The organism is Sulfitobacter sp. PR48 (assembly GCF_028807335.1).
In the GTDB taxonomy this organism is placed as follows: domain Bacteria; phylum Pseudomonadota; class Alphaproteobacteria; order Rhodobacterales; family Rhodobacteraceae; genus Sulfitobacter.
Window position 1 is genome coordinate 348,828 of the sequence record NZ_JARAMM010000001.1, and the last position, 19,584, is coordinate 368,411.

General features: G+C 64.5%; 13 protein-coding genes. 6 read left to right on the forward strand and 7 right to left on the reverse strand.

Annotation, left to right across the window (positions count from 1 at the left end; genetic code table 11):
* Window positions 1-18: 18 nt before the first annotated feature.
* From PVW51_RS01680 to PVW51_RS01695, 4 genes are all read right to left on the reverse strand, one after another.
* On the reverse strand, window positions 19-930 hold the full coding sequence (locus PVW51_RS01680) for a nickel/cobalt transporter (RefSeq protein ID WP_274573340.1): 912 nt from the start codon (window positions 928-930) through the stop codon (window positions 19-21).
* Window positions 915-1,565 (reverse strand): DUF1007 family protein, encoded by a 651-nt coding sequence (locus PVW51_RS01685; protein WP_269366912.1) that lies wholly within the window; start codon window positions 1,563-1,565, stop codon window positions 915-917. The genes PVW51_RS01680 and PVW51_RS01685 overlap by 16 nt, the downstream gene beginning before the upstream one ends.
* Window positions 1,566-1,646: 81 nt before the next feature.
* Window positions 1,647-3,671: a penicillin-binding protein 1C gene (gene pbpC / locus PVW51_RS01690; protein ID WP_274573341.1), complete on the reverse strand. Its 2,025-nt coding sequence runs from the start codon at window positions 3,669-3,671 to the stop codon at window positions 1,647-1,649.
* A complete protein-coding gene (locus tag PVW51_RS01695) occupies window positions 3,668-9,106 on the reverse strand; it encodes an alpha-2-macroglobulin family protein (RefSeq protein WP_274573342.1) in 5,439 nt (1,812 codons plus the stop codon). Before PVW51_RS01695 ends, pbpC begins: the two co-directional genes overlap by 4 nt.
* 136 nt (window positions 9,107-9,242) lie before the next feature.
* On the opposite strand from PVW51_RS01695, the gene PVW51_RS01700 reads away from it, so the two are divergent.
* On the forward strand, window positions 9,243-11,414 hold the full coding sequence (locus tag PVW51_RS01700; protein WP_274573343.1) for a response regulator: 2,172 nt from the start codon (window positions 9,243-9,245) through the stop codon (window positions 11,412-11,414).
* Here the strand turns inward: PVW51_RS01700 and yaaA are convergent.
* Entirely contained in the window at window positions 11,399-12,178 is a 780-nt protein-coding gene (yaaA, locus tag PVW51_RS01705) for a peroxide stress protein YaaA (RefSeq protein ID WP_274573344.1), read from the reverse strand. The two genes, PVW51_RS01700 and yaaA, sit on opposite strands and share 16 nt — an antisense overlap.
* Before the next feature lie 167 nt (window positions 12,179-12,345).
* Between yaaA and PVW51_RS01710 the strand changes: the two genes are divergently transcribed.
* The gene (locus PVW51_RS01710; protein ID WP_269366901.1) at window positions 12,346-12,963 is read left to right on the forward strand and encodes a glutathione S-transferase family protein; all 618 of its coding nucleotides are present in this window, start codon (window positions 12,346-12,348) and stop codon (window positions 12,961-12,963) included.
* Between the two features lie 7 nt (window positions 12,964-12,970).
* Here the strand turns inward: PVW51_RS01710 and recQ are convergent, their stop codons facing one another.
* Together recQ and PVW51_RS01720 are read right to left on the reverse strand one after the other, a co-directional pair.
* Window positions 12,971-15,025, reverse strand: coding sequence for a DNA helicase RecQ (gene recQ, locus PVW51_RS01715; protein ID WP_274573345.1), 2,055 nt, complete (start codon window positions 15,023-15,025; stop codon window positions 12,971-12,973).
* Between the two features lie 200 nt (window positions 15,026-15,225).
* Window positions 15,226-15,513, reverse strand: coding sequence for a YggT family protein (locus PVW51_RS01720; protein ID WP_274573346.1), 288 nt, complete (start codon window positions 15,511-15,513; stop codon window positions 15,226-15,228).
* 125 nt (window positions 15,514-15,638) lie between these two features.
* Here PVW51_RS01720 and PVW51_RS01725 point away from each other — a divergent pair, with 125 nt between their 5' ends.
* The 4 genes from PVW51_RS01725 (at window position 15,639) to PVW51_RS01740 (ending at window position 19,494) form a co-directional block, all read left to right on the forward strand.
* Entirely contained in the window at window positions 15,639-16,196 is a 558-nt protein-coding gene (locus PVW51_RS01725) for an acyl-CoA thioesterase (protein WP_269366895.1), read from the forward strand.
* 132 nt (window positions 16,197-16,328) lie between these two features.
* Window positions 16,329-17,702 (forward strand): MFS transporter, encoded by a 1,374-nt coding sequence (locus PVW51_RS01730; protein ID WP_274573347.1) that lies wholly within the window; start codon window positions 16,329-16,331, stop codon window positions 17,700-17,702.
* Window positions 17,699-18,637 carry a penicillin-insensitive murein endopeptidase gene (gene mepA, locus PVW51_RS01735; RefSeq protein WP_269366891.1) on the forward strand — a complete coding sequence of 313 codons (939 nt, stop codon included), beginning with the start codon at window positions 17,699-17,701 and terminating at the stop codon, window positions 18,635-18,637. The genes PVW51_RS01730 and mepA overlap by 4 nt, the downstream gene beginning before the upstream one ends.
* Entirely contained in the window at window positions 18,613-19,494 is an 882-nt protein-coding gene (locus PVW51_RS01740; protein WP_274573348.1) for an esterase-like activity of phytase family protein, read from the forward strand. Before mepA ends, PVW51_RS01740 begins: the two co-directional genes overlap by 25 nt.
* The last annotated feature ends 90 nt before the right edge of the window (window positions 19,495-19,584 follow it).

The following is a 19,584-nucleotide window of genomic DNA, read 5'->3' on the forward strand; positions in this document are numbered from 1 at the left end:
GTGTCGAAGCGGCTGCCGCTACAGCGCGCGGACCAACAGCCCCCCGGCCAGGACAATCACGGTCAGCCCTGCCATCACCTCAAGCCCCGCAGCGGTCTTAGCGAGGCGGGCAGAGCCGCTGATGCCTGCCAGCAGACCGCCACGCAGACCACCCGCTGTCAGCCCCACGGCAATGGTGACAACCGCCGTACCCAGCGCCATCGCAAAGGCCCCGCCGATGCCCAGGCCTCCGATGCCCATCTGCCAGGTGATCACCAGAACAAACAGGGCCCCGGTGCAGGGCCTGATCGCGATCCCGGCAATCAGACCGATGGCGGCGCGCAGCGAATGCACCTGCTGAACCTGTTCCAGGGTCGGACCATGGGCATGGCCACATTCATGACAGACACCGTGATCATGGCCTGCGCCATGATCGTGGTGGTGAGAGGTGCCCGATGGCCGGGCAAATGCCTTGCGTGAACCGCGCAGGAACAGCCACAGGCCGATGGCGGTAATGGCCGCATAGCTGGCGGGGGCCATGATGTCTTCGGTCACGCCAACCAGGGCCTCGCGCCCGAGATCAAGGGCCAGAACACCGGTATAGACCAGCACGACAGCCGCCACGGCCTGCCCCAGTGACGCAAGCCCCGCGATCACCGAGAGGCGCAGCATCGGTACGTTGCTGCCCATCCCATAGCCGCCGATCAGCACCTTGCCGTGACCCGGCCCCGCCGCATGGGCAAGCCCATAGGCGAAACAGGCCCCCAGCAAGGTCAGCACCGCGCCCTCATCCCCTGCCCGCGCCGCGCGCAGGGCTCCGGCGATGGTATTTTGAAAGGAGCGTTGCAATCCCGCCGCCCAAAGTGCGATCTGGTCAAAGCCGCCAATCGCCCAGAACGCCGCAAGCAGCACCAGAACCGCGACCGCGGCAAGGGTCAGGATGCGCCGCATGTGACAATCACCGTCGAGGCCAGATCGGCCCCGATGTTGGGAAGTCCGGCCTCATCCGGGTCGGTTTCCGCATCCAGCGCGGCCAGCTCGTCGCGGACCGCCATAAGCCCCTTGTTCAGATCCGGCATCTTGACCCGGCTGCGGCAATTTTCGGTCCCCTCGATGGTGACGGGCAAAGTCACGTCATAGGCGGTGTAATAGGTCCGGTCGTAGGGTTTCACCTCAAAGGCCGCGCCCTCTGCCGATGCGCCTTCGATGCTGCGGAAATGGGTCGTGACCACGCGGCCATGCGTCAGTCTGGCCGTATAATTCCGGGGCCCGGACAGGTGCAGCGGTTTCGTACCCTGCATGATCTCCAGATCTCCGTTGAAACCTTCGATCCATTGCATGTCGAATCCGGTCAGTGCGGCCTGTTCCGCCTCTGTCAGCTTGCCGTCGAAATCCGCATCCAGCTCCATATCCTCGGTGACCAGCAAGGAATAGAATTCATCGTAGGCCCAGGTCACTTCGACCTCGGTCAGACGTCCCTCCGGGTCAAAATGAAAAGCAAGGCCGGTATCCACAAAGATATGTGGATGTGCCGTCAGCCCCGAGGCCGATACGCAGAAAAACAAGGTGGCCAGCAGTCGTTTCATCACCGCCAGTCCTAGCGCAAGCACCTGCGGCCAGCAATGGCGGGCAAATGGCTGTGGCACGATTTGGCCAAGCGGCGCAGGTCAGTCCAGCCTGATCTCGACCGCCGCTCCCCGGCCGGTCGCGTCAATCACCTGAATGCGCGAAAACCCCGGCCCCAGCGTCGACAGCATCGCATCGCGGCGGCGCACACCGGTCAGCACCGGCGCGCCGTTCACCAGCACCGTCATCGGCAGAACACCGGCCCGCCATTTCAGCGGAATGCCATCGCCGCTTTGCCGCAGGACTGCGCCGTCGGGCGGGAATGTGACCATGGGCGCGCGGGCATCGCCGGTAAATGCCGCGTCACGGGGCCGGAACCGCTGCAAGGGCTTGGGCAGGGAAGCCGTGCTGAGGATCAGGGTTTCGGGTGGCGGCACCGGCAGCGGGCTGCGCGTTGCGGCCAGACGGCCAAAGGTCTCGAACAGGAGGGGCGCGGCAAGGTCGCCGCCGAATGCACCGGGCACCGGGGTGCCATCCGGCCTGCCAAGCCAGACGCCGACCACATGGGCGCCGTCAAACCCGATGGCCCAGGCATCGCGGTGCCCATAAGACGTCCCGGTCTTGTAGGCGATCTGCCCCGGGCGCGCCGCCGTGCCGGGCGGCGGGGTGATACCGGCAAGGATATGACCTACCTGCCAGGCCGCCGCCCGCGACATCATGCGCCGCTCGGGCCGCTTTTCGGTGCCTTTGCGCCAGACCAGCGGCTGCGCCCTCCCGCCGGAGGCAAGGCCCGCGTAAAGCTGCACCATGTCATTCAGCGTCAGCCCCACGCCGCCCAGCGCCACCGCCAGACCCGGCTTGCCCGACAGCTGCGGCCGGGCGCCGCCTTGTCTCAGGCTGGCCATCAGCCGGGCCGGGCCCAGTTCCTGCGTCAGCAGGACGGGCGGGATGTTCAGGGACAGTTGCAGCGCCTCGCGCACCGTCAGCTCGCCGCGGTACTGGCCATCGAAGTTCTGCGGCGCATAGCTGCCGAAAGCCACCGGTGAATCGTCGATCAGCGTGTCGGGATGCGCCAGCCCCTGATCAAAGGCCAGCCCGTAGATGAAAGGTTTCAGGGTGGACCCGGGCGAGCGGACGGCCCGCGTCATATCGACAAAGCCCAGCGCCCCATCCTCGGCCGCATAGGCCGGTGACCCGACAGAAGCGAGGATGTCTCCGCTGCGATGATCGGCAACGACGATGGCCGCCGAAACGCCACGCGGCTGACCCTTGACCGCCCGCCGCGCCAGCGCCTCTACCTGCCGCTGCATCCCGGCATCCAGTGTCAGGTCATGGCGCGGGGCCAGCGGGTCTTCCCGCCGGGCCGCATCCGCCAGATGCGGGGCCAGCCGGATCATGGGTTTCATCGCCGTGGGGATTGCCGCCTTCAAATCCTGCTCCGGTGCATCGAGGCGCGTCAGCACACGATCCCTTGCGGCGCGGGCCTCCGCCGGGTGGCGGTCGGGGCGGCGGGTTTCGGGGGATTGCGGCAGCGCCACCATCAGCGCCGCTTCGGCCTGGGTCAGTCGCGCGGGCGTCTTGCCGAACCAGGCGAGGGTTCCGGCCCGCAGCCCTTCCAGCGGGCCGCCATAGGGCGCGTGGTTCAGGTAGAGCTCCAGTATCTGCGCCTTGGTCAGCCGCCGCTCAAGCGCCAGCGCCACGCGGATCTGGCGCATCTTGCCCGGCCAGCGCCCGGTCCCCGAGTTCTCCAGCAACCGCGCAACCTGCATCGTCAGGGTGGAGCCGCCGGACCGGATTTCCTGCTGCCAAAGGGCCTGCGCCGCCGCACGCAGCAGCGCAACGGGGTCAACACCGGCGTGTCGGTAAAACCGCTTGTCCTCATAGGTGACCAGCATGTCCAGGTAACCGGAATCGACCTGATCAAGGCGCAATGACAGGCGGACACGGCCGTTTTCCACCGGGAACACCCGCATCAGCGCGCCGTGACGGTCATGCACCTCGACCGAGGTTTCAACCAGCACCGGCGGCAGCACCGTCGCCGCCACCCATCGGTCGAACCCGTCACGCAGTCCGGCGGCCAGCCCCAAGGCGATTACCAGGGCGAAAAGACCATAGCGCCGGATCATGGCGTAACCGCCACCTCGCCGGTGTCAGTGTTGGCGCGGTATTCGGGGCGGTACATGTCCTCGACCGTGGCGGCAGGATGGTGATAGGCCCCCGGCGTCACCGCGCGCACCATATAGGCAAGGCGGAACGGCTCTGCGCTGCTGTGATTCACCGCTGCGATAAAGCGGTCACTGCGGAATTCGGCATTCTCCGCCTCCGCCGTCTGCAACCAGTCAAGGCTGCTGACCTCGCCCCCGCGCAACAGGTTCGGATTGTCGATTTCAAAGCCTGCGGGCAGCGGATCGTCCACGATCAGACGCGCCCCCACGTTCTCGAAAGGCGTCACCGTGATCACCACCACCAGCCGATCGCCCGAGGCAACCGGCCCGCTGACCGGCGCACCATCGGGCGTGAAATAGCTTCGATCAATCGCATAGCCGTAGCCATCCGCCGCCGGCGGCACCTGCGGCACGCCATAGGCCGTCATGGTGATGTCGATGGGCGTGGCGCTGATGTTTTCGATCACCGACAGGCCCGATTGCCGGTCGCTCAGCCGTTTGATCACCGGTCCGCGCGCCTCCTCACCGTCCACGCGCAGTGATGGCACCGCATCGGGTGAAGCAAGCGCATGGGCCGCCATCACCACCTGCGCGGCCTCCTGCGTCGAGAGGCGCTTGTCCTCATTGCGCACCCAGGAGATCAGCGTGGCAGGCTCAACCGCATTGCTGCCCGCCTCCGCGCTCAGCTTGAGCACGGCGGCGGTGTCCCGCAGGCTGGTGCCGAAGTCGGCACGATAGATGCGCCGCTGGTTCCTGTCGCGCAGCAACAGCACCCCCGCACGCCGGAACATCGCATCGGCGCGCACCGGATCGCCATAGGCGGCCAGCGCCGCGCCAATCTGGGCGGCAGCCAGCGGTGTGCCGAAATCATCGGCCTTTGTGTCGGCATAGTACCGCAGATCACCCATGTTCGCCGCCCCCTCGCGGGCAAGCACCAACAAGGCATAGGCGACGTCTTCGCCCCCGTTGTCGAAATCCGGGGCATAGGCGATGCGGTTGCGCAGGTTGTCCATGGCGATACCAAAGGCGGTATCGGGCACCTCGTATCCTTCACCCCGGGCCCGGGACAAGAAATCCGTCACATAGGCGTCCAGCCAGAATTCCCCCGAGGAGGCATTCCAGAGGCCGAACGCCCCGTTGCTGGACTGCCGGGTCAGCACGCGCGCAATTGCAGCGTCGATCTTGGCGCGAATGCGCTCCGGCTCGCCCAGTCCGGCGGCTTCGGCCATGGACGACAGGTACAGCAGCGGCATCGCCGCCGATGTCACCTGTTCGGTACAGCCGTAGGGATAGCGATCCAGCTGCCGCAGCAGCCCCGGCACGTCGAAACGCGCCAGTGGTCCGGCCGTCAGGGTCGCCTCGCCCGTGCCGGGGCGCATGCCGGCAAAGACGTTGTTGTCGAAGGTAAAGGTCTCACCCACGCCCAGCGCGAATTTGCGGGTGAGGGCAGTTTCAGGATCGTTGTCACGCACCGGCATGGTCAGCACCTTGCGCAAGGTGGTGCCATCGGGGGTCTGCAGACTGACGGTAATCAACGGGTCGCCAATCTCGCGCCCGGTCACGGGGATCTCCAGGCGCAGGGTGCCGTCCCGGTCCAGACTGACCCGCTGCGGCACATCGCCCAGGGCCACGGCGGCATCGGCCACCACGCTTAGCGGCATGTCACCTGCGGGGCCTTCGGCATGGACGAATTCCAGCAGCAGGCGGCTGTCGTCACCCGGGGCCAGGAACCGCGGCAGGGATGCGGTGACCACAACCGGATCGCGCGCGATCACATCCGTGTCGGCATCCCCCACGGCGCTGCCGGACCAGGCAACCGCCATCAGCTTGATCGTGCCGTTGAAGGAGGGCTTGATGATCTCGACCTCGGCCCGGCCATCGGGGCCCACGGCCACCGGACCGGCGAAGAAAGCCATCAGTTCCTCGGTCGGTGGCGGCGATTGCACCTGCGACCCGCCGGAAGCATCGCCACCAGAGCGGACCGCCCCCAGCGCGCCGTTCATCCCGTCGATGAGACGGCCATAGACATCGCGCATCTCGACGCCCAGCCGCCGTTGGCCAAAGTAATGGTCGTTCACGTCCGGCGCTTCGAACCGGGTGAGGTTCAGAATGCCCTGATCCACAGCCGCAAGGGTGACATAAGCCGTCTCTCCCGGTTGCACGCCTTCGACCAAAACGGCGGCACGCATGGTGCCTGCCTGACCGTCCACTACCGCGGGGGCATCAAAGCTGACCTGCAGCTGCTTTTGCCCCGGCTCCACCGCAGCATGAACCAGCCCAAGACTGCGCGCGGGGTTCAGGCCCGCACCCACATCCATGCCCCGCAGCACCGAAGCGGTCACATAGGCCCCGCTGCCCCAATCCTCCGTCACGGTCAGAGGCAGCACGTTCTCCCCCCTGGTCACGGCGACAACCTTGCGCTCGATCACCCGGTTGGACAGCACCATCAGGATCGCGACACCATCGCCATCGGCCATCAGCCGCACCTGCACCGGATCGCCCACCGCAAAGACATCGGCATTGAGCGACATTTCCAGCCGGTCCGGTGTGTCGGTCTCGCCATCGCCCCCGTACCAGCCCGAATAGAACTGCACCGAGGACACCGCATAGGGCGTGCCAATGCGTTCCACGAGCAGCTCATATTCGCCCCATTGCGTCGGCGCGCTGATCCGCGCGGGTTCGGCCCCCAGCGTTGCCTCGCCGGTCGCGGCGCGGATGCGGCGCACGGTCGGCTCCCATTCCCAGCTGCCGTATTGCTGATACCATTGATAGCGCGTCTCGACCTTGTTCAGGGTCCAGCGGACCTGCATCGGGGCCGTGTCCCCCTGGGGTGTCACCGCGATCAGGTCAAATCCGGCATCGCCACCCTCTGGCAGGGTCCCCTCGAAGGCCGGTTTGATCCCGATCATCGTGGCCTGCGGCGTGACCGGTTGGGTCAGGCGGCGTTCGACCGGGCGGCCGGACCCTTCGGAGACCTGAAGGATGATCTCGGCCTCCAGCGGCAGCCCGGGGTCCTCATCAAGGGTGGGGAATTTCAACGCCAGCGTTGCGGTCCCTGCCGCATCGGTCACCGTGTCGTCCAGCGCCGAGGTGCGGGTGCCAAAGACCGCATCATGCGGACCAAAGCTGTAGCGCTCCCATCCCGGCAGGGACCGCGTTGCCCGTAGGCGCAGGTCGCCACGCACCGGCAGGTCGGCCCCCGGTGCACCGAACAGATAGCGCACATCCACCCGCAGGGGCGGGCGGCTGGCCAGCGTCAGGGGGGCGTCGGGCAGGGTCATCTCGAAATCGAGGCGCTCTGGCAGGAAATCCTCCACCAGCACGGTCTGGCTGGCCAGTGGCGGGGCATCCACATCCGACAGCACGTCGATGCGCCAGGCACCGCGCGGCACATCCCCGCCCAGCGGCAGGGCAAAGACATGGCCGCCGGCCTTGGCATTCTGGCTGAGGTGGCGGGAATATTCGACGCCGTCGGGCCGCCTGAGGATCGCTGTCACCGGCAGGTCCGTCAGCGCAGCGGCCTGCCCGTCACGGGTCAGGGCAGTGGCATAGATCGTCTCGCCCACGCGATACGCGCCCCGGTCCGTTGTCAGGAACGTGTCGATGGGCGGCGCGGGCGGATTGCCCTCCACCCCACGGTCGGACAGATCAAAGGCCGGATCGGTCAGCGGCAGGAAGGCGATATCCGCCGTGCCATCCTCTGCCACCAGCAGCGCCGGTGCTGCGGCACCGGACCCGCGCGTCAGACCGGCGGCAAAACTGGCAAAACCCTCCGCATCGGTGGTCACCTCCCCCAGCACCGCGTTGGCGCGGGAAATCAGGCTTACCCGGATGCCCGCGCGCGGCGTGGCATCGGCCAGACGCCGCACAGCCACATGCAGCCCGTCGACACCGGACCAGGTCGACAGCCCCAGATCGGACAGCACGAACCACTGGGTTGCCGCCGGATGGTCATAGGGGTCCTGCCCGGGCACCGCGGCGCTGAGCGCATAGATACCCGCAGGCTGGTCCGCCAGCACATCGCCCATCGGCAGCCGCGTTGTCATGTCCATATTCAGCTCGTTCCGGGTCTCGCCCTTGCCGCGCCAGACTTCCTGGGCGAGATCGCTGGAAAACTGCTCCGCCTCGTAATAACTGAGCGGGCGGCCAAAATAGCTTTCCCGGATCGTGCGGACCAGATTGCGGTCGCTGACACGCAACAACACGAGATCCAGATCGGTGACATTGACCGTCTCGACCGGCAAGGCGGCATCCGCCGCACGTGGCAGCACATAGGCACGGCCCGGAAATCGCACCTGCGGATCGCGGTCACGTATGTAAAGTCGGAGGCGCACATCCTTGTGCAATGTCTCACCGCTTTGCGCCGGCAGACCCTTGCGAAAGGTCACGTCATAGCGCGTTCCGTGTTCCACACCGTCGATGCACAACTGGCTTTCGTCAGCCTGCACAACCAGACCGCGCTGCTCGACCTGGACGAAGGGTTCATAATCCTGCCCCACCTGCACCAGCTTTTCCGAGAATTCGGCACAGATGCGCGGGGCGGCGGCATTGTTGTCCACCCGGTGCTCCGTGATGCGAAAACCGTATTTTCCGATCGCATCGTCCAGTGCGGTTTCCAGCTCCTCCCGTGGCGACAGCGACAGCGCCAGCCGCAGCGCCGGGATCATGTCACGCCCGCGGCGGTTCTCCTCAAGCGCCAGTGCCATCGCCGACAGGGCATCGACCTGAACCGCCACATTATCCGCACGCAGATAGGCGTTGGTCGACGCCCGCAGCGCGACGCGGTTGCGCTCTGCCCGTTCGCTGTTGCGCAGCTGCTGCGCCCGCACCAGCGACAGCCGCGCCATGCGCGCCCAAAGGTCGGCCCGGTCGGTCGCCGCAACCGCCTTGCCCGCCCATGCCAGCGCATTTTCCGTATTGCCTGCCTGTTGCGCGCTGGTCATTGCGGCAATCAGGTCATCCGCCGTTTCCGGCCCAAAGGAATACCGCCGCGCATTGCTTGCGACCAGCGCCCGTGCATTTACCAGGTCTCTGCTGTCCAGGAACGACAGATCTGCCGCGCGCGCCGCTGCGATGGCCAGAACCGCCGGATCGGTCGCCACCTTGCGCGCCGACATGGCCCCCTCGTAGGGCTGCCGGTCGGATATGCCGGATTTCGGGAAACAGGCATTCGACCGCGCGTTGAAGGTAAAGGCGACGCAGGCATCCTGCGCGGAACAGGCACGCTGGCAGGCGTCCTGCGTGGTATCAAAAAGGTTGGTCAGGTCCGCGCCGTAAAAATCCACGTCGCGTGAAAACAGGAAACGATGCTCGGGCACCGCAGTTTGCGCCCAGAGCGGCCCGGTCAGCAGGAATAGCAGCAAAAGAGGCAGACGCAGGATGCGGAAAATCGACATGACAAACTCCGGTTCTAAATGCGGTCATGGTCGCATGGCATCCGATTCCCGGCAAGGCTTCGCCATCCATTAGCAAGATGTTCACCATGTCCGGCGAAAGTGCGGGAAACCCGGGCAGAAGCCTTTCGGAGCGTGGATGGACTTTGCCAGCAAACTGACGGAGGAACGGCGAAACCGCCTTGCGGCGGAACGGATGCTGGAACTCAAACAGGCGGAGCTTTTTGCCGCCAACCGCAAACTTGGCCTGCACGCCCAGCAATTGTCAGAAGAAATTGTCGAGACGCGGGCCGAGGTCGAGACTATTCGCGGCGAGAACCTGCGCGTCAAATCGGATCTTTCCGCCGCCAACCGGAAAATCGCGCTGACGGAACGACGGCTCTGGCAGTCCATCGAAACGATCAGCGACGGCTTCGCGCTGTTCGATGCCGACAATCAGATGATCATGGCGAACCAGGCCTATCTGTCGATCTTCGACGGGCTGGAGGTCGTGGCGCCGGGGATCAACTACGTCACGATCCTGCAATTGCTCACGGACGAAGGGATTGTGAACACCGAAGGGCTCTCGCCAAAGGAATGGCGTCAGATGATGACCCTGCGGCTGCAGGATCCGGCACCGGCGCCCAAGGTCATCCGGCTGTGGAACGATCAATACATCAAGCTGGTCGATCAACGCGGCTCCGGCGGTGACATGGTGACCCTTGGTCTCAACATCACAGCGACCGTGAATTACGAACAACAACTGGAAGAAGCCCGCGCCAGGGCCGAAAGCGCGACCCGGACCAAGTCTTCTTTCCTCGCCAACATGAGCCATGAGATCAGGACACCAATGAACGGCGTTGTCGGCATGGCCGATGTCCTGACAGAGACCGACCTGACAGAGGAACAGCGGCTATACGTCCAGACCATCAAGAATTCGGGTGAGGCGCTGCTGGTGATCATCAACGACGTGCTGGATTATTCCAAGATCGAGGCGATGAAGCTTGATATCCATCCCGAACCCTTCGACCTGGAACGTGCCATTCACGAGGTCATGATGCTGTTGCAGCCCCTGGCCCGCGAAAAGGGTCTGAACCTGATGCTGGATTACGATATCTTCATGCCGACCCAGATGGTCGGTGACCCCGGGCGCATCAGGCAGGTGATGACGAACCTGATCGGGAATGCGGTGAAATTCACCGCCCGGGGGCATGTGATGATCCGTGTCACGGGCGTCCCCGACTCGGAAGGCCTGCAAAACCGGGTCCATATCACCGTCGAGGATACCGGCATCGGGATACCGGGGGATCAGCTCGCGCATATCTTCGGGGAGTTCAATCAGGTCGAAAACGAACGCAACCGGCAATTCGACGGCACCGGCCTGGGTCTTGCCATCTGCCAGCGTCTGGTCGAGCTGATGGGCGGCAGCATATGGGTCAACTCCGAAGAGGGACATGGTGCCTGTTTCGGCTTTGAACTGCCCATGGCGACCGGTACGGTCGCTCTGCCCGACCTTGCGGCCCTGCCTGCCGGGATCGGCCATGTGATGATCGTGGACGACATCGGCACCAATCGCACCATTCTGGAACGGCAACTCAGGCAGTTGGGCGCCACGGTCACCGCCTGTTCAGACGGCGCTCAGGCGCTGGCGGCGATATCGCCGCAGATTGACGTGATCCTGACCGATCACAACATGCCCGGCATGGACGGCATGGAACTGGCCCGCGCCCTGCGTGACGGCGGCCATGATGCGCCGATCCTCCTGCTCAGCTCCAATCCCGACCTTGCGGAACAGGATCCGGCAAACACGTTGATTCAGGGCGTGCTGCAAAAACCGGTGCCACGCGCGACCCTCTTTGCCCGGCTGGCCGCGCTTGGCGGCGGGGCGGAGGGCCCCGGCCCTGCAGAACTGCGCCCGATGCGCATCCTCGCGGCGGAGGACAACAGGACCAATCAGCTTGTTTTCAGCAAGATGATCAAGACGCTGGAGGTTGAACTGACATTTGCCAACAATGGCGAAGAAGCGGTGAAACTGTTCCAGGAGACCGCGCCAGACCTGATTTTCATGGACATTTCCATGCCCGGTATGGACGGGAAAGAAGCCACCCGTGCGATCCGCCGGTTGGAAAAGGAGACCGGCGGGCATGTGCCGATTGTGGCCCTGACCGCACATGCAATGGACGGCGACGACCACGGCATTCTGGCCGCCGGGCTGGATCACTATCTGACCAAACCCCTGCGCAAACCCGACATCCTGGGCCGGATCAGGGCGGCGCATGGGCCGGGCATGATCCCGCCCTTGCCCGCAGACAGCGATCAGGTTGCCGGGTAGGGCCGCAGGAATACCGGCTTGTCAGGCGTCGATGCACCGCGCTGCCAGACATAGCCGCCGGTGTCGAATTCGCGGATCGCCTCGGGGTCGGTCAAACGGTTCTGAACAATGAAACGGGCCATCGCACCGCGCGCCTTCTTGGCAAAGAAACTCACGATTTTCGGCCCTTTGCCGTCGCCCTTGTCTTCCATGAATTGCGGCGTGATCACCCGCAGTTTCAGCGCGCTGGGCGCAACCGCGCCAAAATATTCCTGGCTGGCACAATTGATCAGCACCTCACTGCCGATGGCCTGTGCCTGGGCGTTCAACGCCTTTGACAGCGTATCGCGCCAATAGTCATAAAGGTTGGTCCCACGCCGCGTCTTCAGCCTGCTGCCCATTTCCAGACGGTAAGGCTGGATGGCATCCAGCGGGCGCAGCACACCGTATAGCCCGGACAGAATGCGCAAATGGTCCTGCGCCCAGATCATTTCCTCCGCATCAAGGCTGCCTGCCTCAAGCCCCTGATAGGTATCGCCGGCAAAGGCCAGCGCCGCAGGGCGCGTGACATCCGCTGCCGGGGCCTCTTCGAAGGCCTGGAACCGGTCCCGGTTCAGCCGCGCGAGGTCGTCCGACAGGTCCATCAGGCCCTTCAGCTTGCCCAGTGTCAGGTTGCGCGCGGTCCTGGCCAGCCGCACGGCATCCTCCTGAAAATCGGGCTGTGTCGTCGCCACTTCGCGCGCGTCCCAGTCCAGTCTCTTGGCAGGCGAAATCACCACCAGCATCGGTCCACTCCCCTTGATGTGCCACCGACCTACCGCGCAGGCCCGGAAAGGTCCAGAATGCCAGATGCACTTTTGACCGCACCCCGCTCAGGCCCGTGCCTGCTGACAGAAATTGTCGCTACCCTCGGCTAGGATGTTCACATCCCGCAATGTGAAAGGACAAATCCATGCTGACCCTCTACCACGGCCCCAATACCCGCTCTTCCCGCATCATCCGCCTGCTGATGGAAATGGAAGTGCTCGATCAGGTCGAGGTTCGTGTCGTCGGGCTGATCCGCCAGGGCAACATCGGCGCGCCGGACCCGGCCAATCCGCACCCCGAGGGCAAGGTTCCTCTTCTGGTTCACGATGGCACGGCGATCCGTGAAAGCAATGCAATCATGCTCTATCTCACCGATCTGTTCGACAGCCCGATGGGCATTCCCATCGGCGACCCCCGGCGCGGCGAATACCTCAGCTGGCTGGCCTATTACGGCAATGTCGTCGAACCGGTTCTGGTGGGCAAATTCGCCGAAATCGATCATCCCGCCTACTTCGCAACGTTCCGTGGCCTGACCGAGATGGGTCAACGGCTTGCAGAAGCGCTGGCGGACCGACCTTTCCTGTTGGGCGACCGCTTTACCGCAGCCGATCTTATCATGGTCTCGGCCTTCACCTTTGCACCGCAGATGGCCCCGGATATCCCTGCCGTCCGGCAATGGATCGAGCGGTGTCAGGCACGACCATCAGCTGCGGCCCTGCAAAAACACGAAGAGGCGCTGGCAGCCGAAACCTCGGCCGCCTGAAACCACTCTACCGTTCCGAAAGAATATGCAGGAACGCCGCGCCGAACCGTTCGGCGCGGCGTTCGCCCAGCAAACGCTCCAGCGCTGCGTCATCGGCGTTGTGCATCTGCGCCACCTTGGCCAGCAGGGACGCGGAGCAGCTTAATGGTTTCTCCGTGCCCCCTTCGCCGCGCGCCAGATCCGCCTGCACTTCCAGCAACCGGTCATAGACCGATCCCGCCGAGCGGCCCGCCAGCTTGCGCCTTGTGGGGTGCATCGCTTCGGCCTCGCCGTTGATGACGCGCAGGAAATCCGCGCCGTAGTTCTCCAGCTTCTTGGCCCCGACCCCGCCGATGCGCGCCATCCCGTCCAGGTCGCGGGGGCGCGTCTCGGCCATTTCGATCAGGGTACGGTCGGTAAAGATGATATAGGCAGGCACCTTGGCCGCTTCAGCCAGCGCGCGCCGCTTGGCCTTGAGCGCAGAGAGCAGCGGTGCATCCTCTTCGCTGACCATCGCCTTGACCGCCGGGCGGCGTGACCCGCCGGCAGCCTTGATCGTGTCGCGGCGCAGGCTGATCTCCGCTTCGCCGCGCAGGATCGGCAGGGCGGCATCTGTCATGCGCAATGCGCCATGGCGTTCCGGGTCGGGTCGGATCAGGTCGTGGCCCATCATCTGCCGGAACACGGCCTGCCACTGGCGGCGGTCATATTCCCCGCCCACGCCGAATGTCGGCAGGCCGTCATGGCCGCGCGCCTTTACCTTGTCGGTCTCGACCCCGAGCAGAATGTCGATCAGATGGCCCGCGCCGAACCATTCTTCGGTGCGCAGGATCGCGGACAGGGCCTTGCGCACCGCTGTGGTGCCGTCAAAGACCTCCGCCGGCGTGTCGCAAAGGTCGCAGCGCCCGCAGGTCACGTCATGTTCATCAAAATAGGCCAGCAACTGCTTGCGCCGGCAGGTCAGCGCCTCGGCCAGGCCCAGAAGAGCGTTCAGCCGCGCATGGTCCGCCGCACGGCGCTCAGGCGGGGCCAGCCCCTCGTCGATCTGGGAGCGGCGCAGGCGGATGTCATCGGGCCCGAACAGCGTCAGCGTTTCCGCCGGGGCGCCGTCGCGGCCCGCACGACCGATTTCCTGGTAATAGGCCTCGATCGACTTGGGAAGGTCGGCATGGGCCACCCAGCGGATATCCGGCTTGTCCACGCCCATGCCAAAGGCCACCGTGGCGCAGACGATCAACCCGTCTTCCTGCTGGAACTGTCGCTCCGCGATGCGCCGGTCCTCGGCCTCCATCCCGCCATGATAATGGATCGCTTTCTGCCCCGCCTCACGCAGCGCCCTTGCGATGCCTTCGGTCTTGGCCCGCGTGCCACAATAGACGATGCCGGATTGACCGGGCCGGGCCGCGGCAAAGTTCAGGATCTGGTCACGCGGCTTGTTCTTGGCGGCAAAGGCCAGGTGGATGTTGGGGCGGTCGAACCCCCGCAGGAAGGCGCGCGGCGCCTGCCCGTCAAACAGCTTTTGCACGATCTCTGTCTGGGTCTCGGCATCTGCCGTGGCGGTGAAGGCCGCCAGTGGCACATCCAGCGCGCGGCGCAGCTCTCCGATGCGCAGGTAGTCGGGGCGAAAGTCATGGCCCCATTGGCTGACGCAATGCGCTTCATCCACCGCAATCAGGTTAACACCGACCCGGCGCAGCATGCCGGTCACCGATCCGGCCGCCAACCGCTCGGGTGCCATGTAAAGCAGCCGCAGCGTGCCTGCCTCCAGCCCCTCCCAGACGGCATCGGTCTCTTCGGGGGTGTTGCCGCTGGTCAGGGCGCCTGCACCCACACCCGCCTCCTGCAAGGCGCGGACCTGATCGCGCATCAGCGCGATCAGCGGCGAGATGACCACCGTCACCCCGTTGCGCAGCAGGGCAGGCATCTGGAAACACAGGGATTTCCCGCCACCCGTGGGCATGATCGCCAGCACGTTCTCACCCGCTGTCACCGCCTCGACGATCTCCTGCTGGCCGGGGCGAAAGGCATCAAAGCCGAATACGTCACGTAGCAGCGCGGTCGCGCCCGATGCGGTGGCGGTCATGAAAAACCCTGTCGGATAAACTGTTATGCCACGCAGAATCCCACAGCGGCCCGGGGGGAACAACCCCGTTTAAAGCGCCCGATCTTTTATCTGAATCATCGTGACACGAATGTCCCGAGAGCGCCGCAGGCGTGGCAGGGTATTCGTGTCACAGGTTTAAGGTCGGGCGCTACAGGCCTGGCAGTCAGCTAAAATGCGGTTCAGTAGAACATCGGCGCATTGTTCACCAGGACGATGCGAAGCACCGCAACCGCGATCAGCACGACCAGCGGGGCAAGGTCGAGCCCGCCCATTGGGGGAATGATCTGCCGCACACGGGAATAGACCGGTTCCAGCAGCCGGTTGAGACCTTCCCAAATCTGCGCCACCAGCGGCTGCCGCAGGTTCAGCACCTGGAAATTGATCAGCCACGACATGATCACATGCGCGATGACGATGAAATAGACGATGTTCAGCAGCAACATCAGGATCTGAAACAACGACGTCATGGGCGGTCCTTCTTTAGCGATTGCGGCAGAGGTAAGCACAGACGCACAAATACACAAGAGTGCCGCAAGGTTCATGGTTGACCCTTGCCTGCATAGTTGCACCTGTCGGGCAAAGGAGTCTTCCCATGTTCCCGTTTGTCCGCGTCATCTGGCATGTGTTGAAAGCGCGGCGCCAGCCGCCCCTCGCAACCCTGACCGAGGCCCACATCAGCCGGCATATGTGCTGGCCACACGATCTGGATTTCTGGCTGGAGCTGAACAACGGCCGCGCCCTGTCGCTTTATGACATCGGACGCATTGCCATGGCGCAGCGGGGCGGGCTGATCGACGTTTTGCGGCGCGAGCGCTGGGGCCTGACAATGGCCGGATCGTCCACCCGTTTCCGGCGGCGCATCCACGGCTTCGAAAAGTTCGAAATGCGCAGCCGCGCCGTATGCTGGGACGACAAGTTCATCTACCTTGAACAGAGCATGTGGAAAACCAACGGCGAATGTGCAAGCCATGTTCTCTACCGGGCTGCCGTGACGGACAGTAACGGCATCATCCCCCCGCAACGGGTGCTGGAGGCGATGGGGCAGGAAGCCGTTTCCCCCGAAATGCCCCATTGGATCAGCGAATGGTGCAAGACCGAGGCACTGCGCCCCTGGCCCCCGATGCCCGATGTCGTGCCAGCCCATCCATAGCCGGTTTTCCGGGCGCGGCTGCTCAGCCGCGCACCGGATCCGCAACTCCGCAAAGCCGGCCCGGCCAAAAGCAATTCTTGCGAAAGATGCGCCTTCCTGCTCTACCCTTCCGCAACGGAAATGGGGGGCTACATGGCGACGATCACAGCGCGTAAACGCATTTGGGGCTGGTATTTCTTCGACTGGGCCAGCCAACCCTACAATACGCTGATGCTGACCTTCATCTTCGGCCCCTATTTCGCGCAGACCGCGACAGCCGCCCTTGTCGCGGACGGCATGGCGCTGGATGTGGCAAAGGCGCAGGCCCAGGCCTATTGGGGTTACGGTCTGACCGCGACAGGCATCCTGATCGCCCTGCTGGCCCCGGTCCTGGGTGCGGTTGCGGATAGTTCGGGCAAGCGCATGCCCTGGATCTGGCTCTTTTCGGCACTTTACGTGATCGGCTCGGCCGGCCTGTGGTGGACGGCACCGCAGGATTTCTCGATCCTCTGGGCCCTGTTCTTTTTCGGCATCGGCCTGATCGGGATGGAGTTTGCCACGATCTTCACCAATTCCTACCTGCCAGAGCTTGACCAGGACCCCGGTGAACGCGGGCGTATTTCCGGCTCCGGCTGGGCATTCGGCTATGTCGGCGGGGTGGTGGCGCTGATGCTGATGATCGCCCTGTTCCAGGCAGGCGACAGCGGCAAGACGATGGCGGGCATGGCACCGCTCTTTGGCCTCGACACCGCGACAAAGGCCGACACCCGTATCGTCGGACCGCTGACAGCCATCTGGTATGTGCTCTTCATGATCCCCTTCTTCCTCTATACGCGCGACATCCCGAAACTGAACCCGGTGCGTTATGAACTGGGCAAGGGGCTGTCGGACCTGGCGCGCACCCTGCGCAACCTGCCGCGCCATCCGTCGCTGATGGCCTACCTCGGTTCCTCCATGTTCTACCGCGATGCGCTGAACGGCATGTACACCTTCGGCGGCATCTACGCGCTGGGGGTCTTGAACTGGAGCATTATCGACATCGGCATCTTCGGCATTCTCGCTGCCATCTCGGGCGCGATATTCTGCTGGATCGGCGGACGCGTGGACCGGCGCGTGGGGCCGATGCCGGTCATCATCTTCTGCTGTGTGACGCTGATCCTGACCGCCATCCTGATCATCTCGCTCACCCCGACATCCGTGATGGGCATCGACGTGGGTGCCGGATCCGCCCTGCCCGACATCACCTTCTATCTCGCCGGTGCGCTGATCGGCGCGGCGGGCGGTGCGTTGCAGGCGTCATCACGCAACATGCTGACCCGTCAGGGCAACCCCGACCGCATGACCGAGAGCTTCGGCCTCTATGCGCTGTCGGGCAAGGCCACATCCTTTCTTGCGCCAATGCTGATTGCGGTCATGAGCGATGTGACCGACAGCCAGCGGCTGGGCATTACCCCCGTGGTGGGGCTGTTCATCATCGGGCTGATCCTGTTAGCATGGGTCAAGCCAAACGGAGATTTCTCGAAATGATCCTGACCCGCATCCTCGGAACTGCCGCCATTGCCTTTGCCCTCGCCTCGTGCGGTGGCGGATCGCGCGACATCAGCGGCAACCGCGAAGCGCTGCCGACCATCGGCTCCTCCGGCGGCGCCCTGTCCAATGTCGAGGCGAAACGGCTTTTCGGCGCGAAGAGCTTTGCCTCCACGCAATCGCCCGCTGCTTACGGCAGCTATGCCAAGGGATGCCTGGCCGGCGGCGTGGAACTGCCCGAAACCGGGCCGACCTGGCAGGCCATGCGCCTGTCGCGCAATCGCAACTGGGCGCACCCCGAAACCATCGACATGGTCAAGAAACTCTCTGCCTATGCCGCGACGCAGCCGGGCTGGGCCGGGCTCTATATCGGTGACATGAGCCAGCCACGCGGCGGCCCGATGCTGACCGGCCACCGCAGCCACCAGATCGGCCTGGATGCCGACATCTGGATGCTGCCGCCAAAATCGCTGGGCCTCAGCCGCCAACAGCGCGAAAGCATCTCTTCCGTCTCCCTGCGACGTGCGGAAGGGGCCTATGTGAACAGTTCCTGGACACAGGCCCACCACAATATCATCAAGGCCGCCGCCAAGGACCCCCGTGTCGAACGGATCTTTGTCTTCCCCGGTGCCAAGGTGCAGATGTGCGCCGATGAAAAGGGTGACCGGGGCTATCTGCGCAAGATCCGCCCCTGGTACGGCCACCACTATCATTTTCACGTCCGCCTCGCCTGTCCCAAGGGCGCGCGCGGCTGTGTCAACCAGACGCCACCGCCAGCCGGTGACGGCTGTGCCGATGCGGTGCAGTGGCAGCAGAACATCCTGAACCCGCCACCGCCCAAGAAGGCCGACCCGGACGCACCGCCCCCGAAAAAGCGGCGCGAGCTGGTGCTGGCCGACCTGCCGGCACAATGCAAATCCGTCCTCGAAAACTGATCCTGTCCATCGCGGCGGCCCTGGCCTGTGCATCCTTCGCACAGGCCGAGGGGCTGCGCCTGACGTCCAATGTTCTTTGGTCCCTGCCGGACCCCTGGTTCGGCGGCTTTTCCGGGATGGAGATCGGCGCGGATGGCAACACTGCCTATCTGGTGACGGACCGGTCCAGCCTGGTCCGTGTCAGGCTGATCCGCCGCGCGGGACAGATTACCGCCATCCAGACCCTCAGCCGCAAACCGCTGGCGTACCTCAGCGGCAAGCCGCTCCGCAACAACGCCGCCGATTCCGAAGGTCTGGCGATTTCGGCGGATGGCGCCGCCTATGTCTCCTTTGAACATGATCACCGGGTCGGGCGCGTAAACCTTCAGACCGGGGCCGCGGGCCGCCTGCCCGATCACCCGGATTTCGCAGGCTTTCCCCGCAACAACGGGCTCGAAGCGCTGGCAGTCCACCCCGACGGCAGCCTCTTCGCCATTCCGGAAAACAGAGGTTCAGAACGCGAAGGCTTCCCCATCTACCGCTTTGACGGCAAGCGCTGGTGCGTGACCGGGCATATCCCCCGGCGCGGCCCCTTCCTGCCGGTCGGCGCGGATTTCGACGCGGATGGACTGCTTTATCTGGCCGAACGCACCGTGACGCCGCTGGGCTTCCGCACCCGTATCCGCCGCTTCAACCTTGCAGCCCCTGGCCTGGGTGAAACCACGCTGCTCACCACCCTGCCCGGACGGTTCGACAACCTGGAATCCCTGAGCCTCTGGCGCGATCCGGCGGGAAACACACGGATCACGATGATCTCCGACGACAACTTCCTGCGCATCCAGCGGACCCAGATCGTCGAATTCGTTCTGACCAAATAACTTGCAAGCACAGCGCTATGCCACTAAAGCCGCCCTGTCCGGGGATGCTCCACGGGCCAAGTCGCCGCACCCTTGCAAAAAACGGTTCAA

Excerpts from the sequence above, each read along its gene's own strand:
- PVW51_RS01680 (WP_274573340.1), bottom strand. The coding sequence starts at position 930 with ATGCGGCGCATCCTGACCCTTGCCGCGGTCGCGGTTCTGGTGCTGCTT.
- PVW51_RS01685 (WP_269366912.1), bottom strand. The coding sequence starts at position 1,565 with ATGAAACGACTGCTGGCCACCTTGTTTTTCTGCGTATCGGCCTCGGGG.
- pbpC (WP_274573341.1), bottom strand. The coding sequence starts at position 3,671 with ATGATCCGGCGCTATGGTCTTTTCGCCCTGGTAATCGCCTTGGGGCTG.
- PVW51_RS01695 (WP_274573342.1), bottom strand. The coding sequence starts at position 9,106 with ATGTCGATTTTCCGCATCCTGCGTCTGCCTCTTTTGCTGCTATTCCTG.
- PVW51_RS01700 (WP_274573343.1), top strand. The coding sequence starts at position 9,243 with ATGGACTTTGCCAGCAAACTGACGGAGGAACGGCGAAACCGCCTTGCG.
- yaaA (WP_274573344.1), bottom strand. The coding sequence starts at position 12,178 with ATGCTGGTGGTGATTTCGCCTGCCAAGAGACTGGACTGGGACGCGCGC.
- PVW51_RS01710 (WP_269366901.1), top strand. The coding sequence starts at position 12,346 with ATGCTGACCCTCTACCACGGCCCCAATACCCGCTCTTCCCGCATCATC.
- recQ (WP_274573345.1), bottom strand. The coding sequence starts at position 15,025 with ATGACCGCCACCGCATCGGGCGCGACCGCGCTGCTACGTGACGTATTC.
- PVW51_RS01720 (WP_274573346.1), bottom strand. The coding sequence starts at position 15,513 with ATGACGTCGTTGTTTCAGATCCTGATGTTGCTGCTGAACATCGTCTAT.
- PVW51_RS01725 (WP_269366895.1), top strand. The coding sequence starts at position 15,639 with ATGTTCCCGTTTGTCCGCGTCATCTGGCATGTGTTGAAAGCGCGGCGC.
- PVW51_RS01730 (WP_274573347.1), top strand. The coding sequence starts at position 16,329 with ATGGCGACGATCACAGCGCGTAAACGCATTTGGGGCTGGTATTTCTTC.
- mepA (WP_269366891.1), top strand. The coding sequence starts at position 17,699 with ATGATCCTGACCCGCATCCTCGGAACTGCCGCCATTGCCTTTGCCCTC.
- PVW51_RS01740 (WP_274573348.1), top strand. The coding sequence starts at position 18,613 with ATGCAAATCCGTCCTCGAAAACTGATCCTGTCCATCGCGGCGGCCCTG.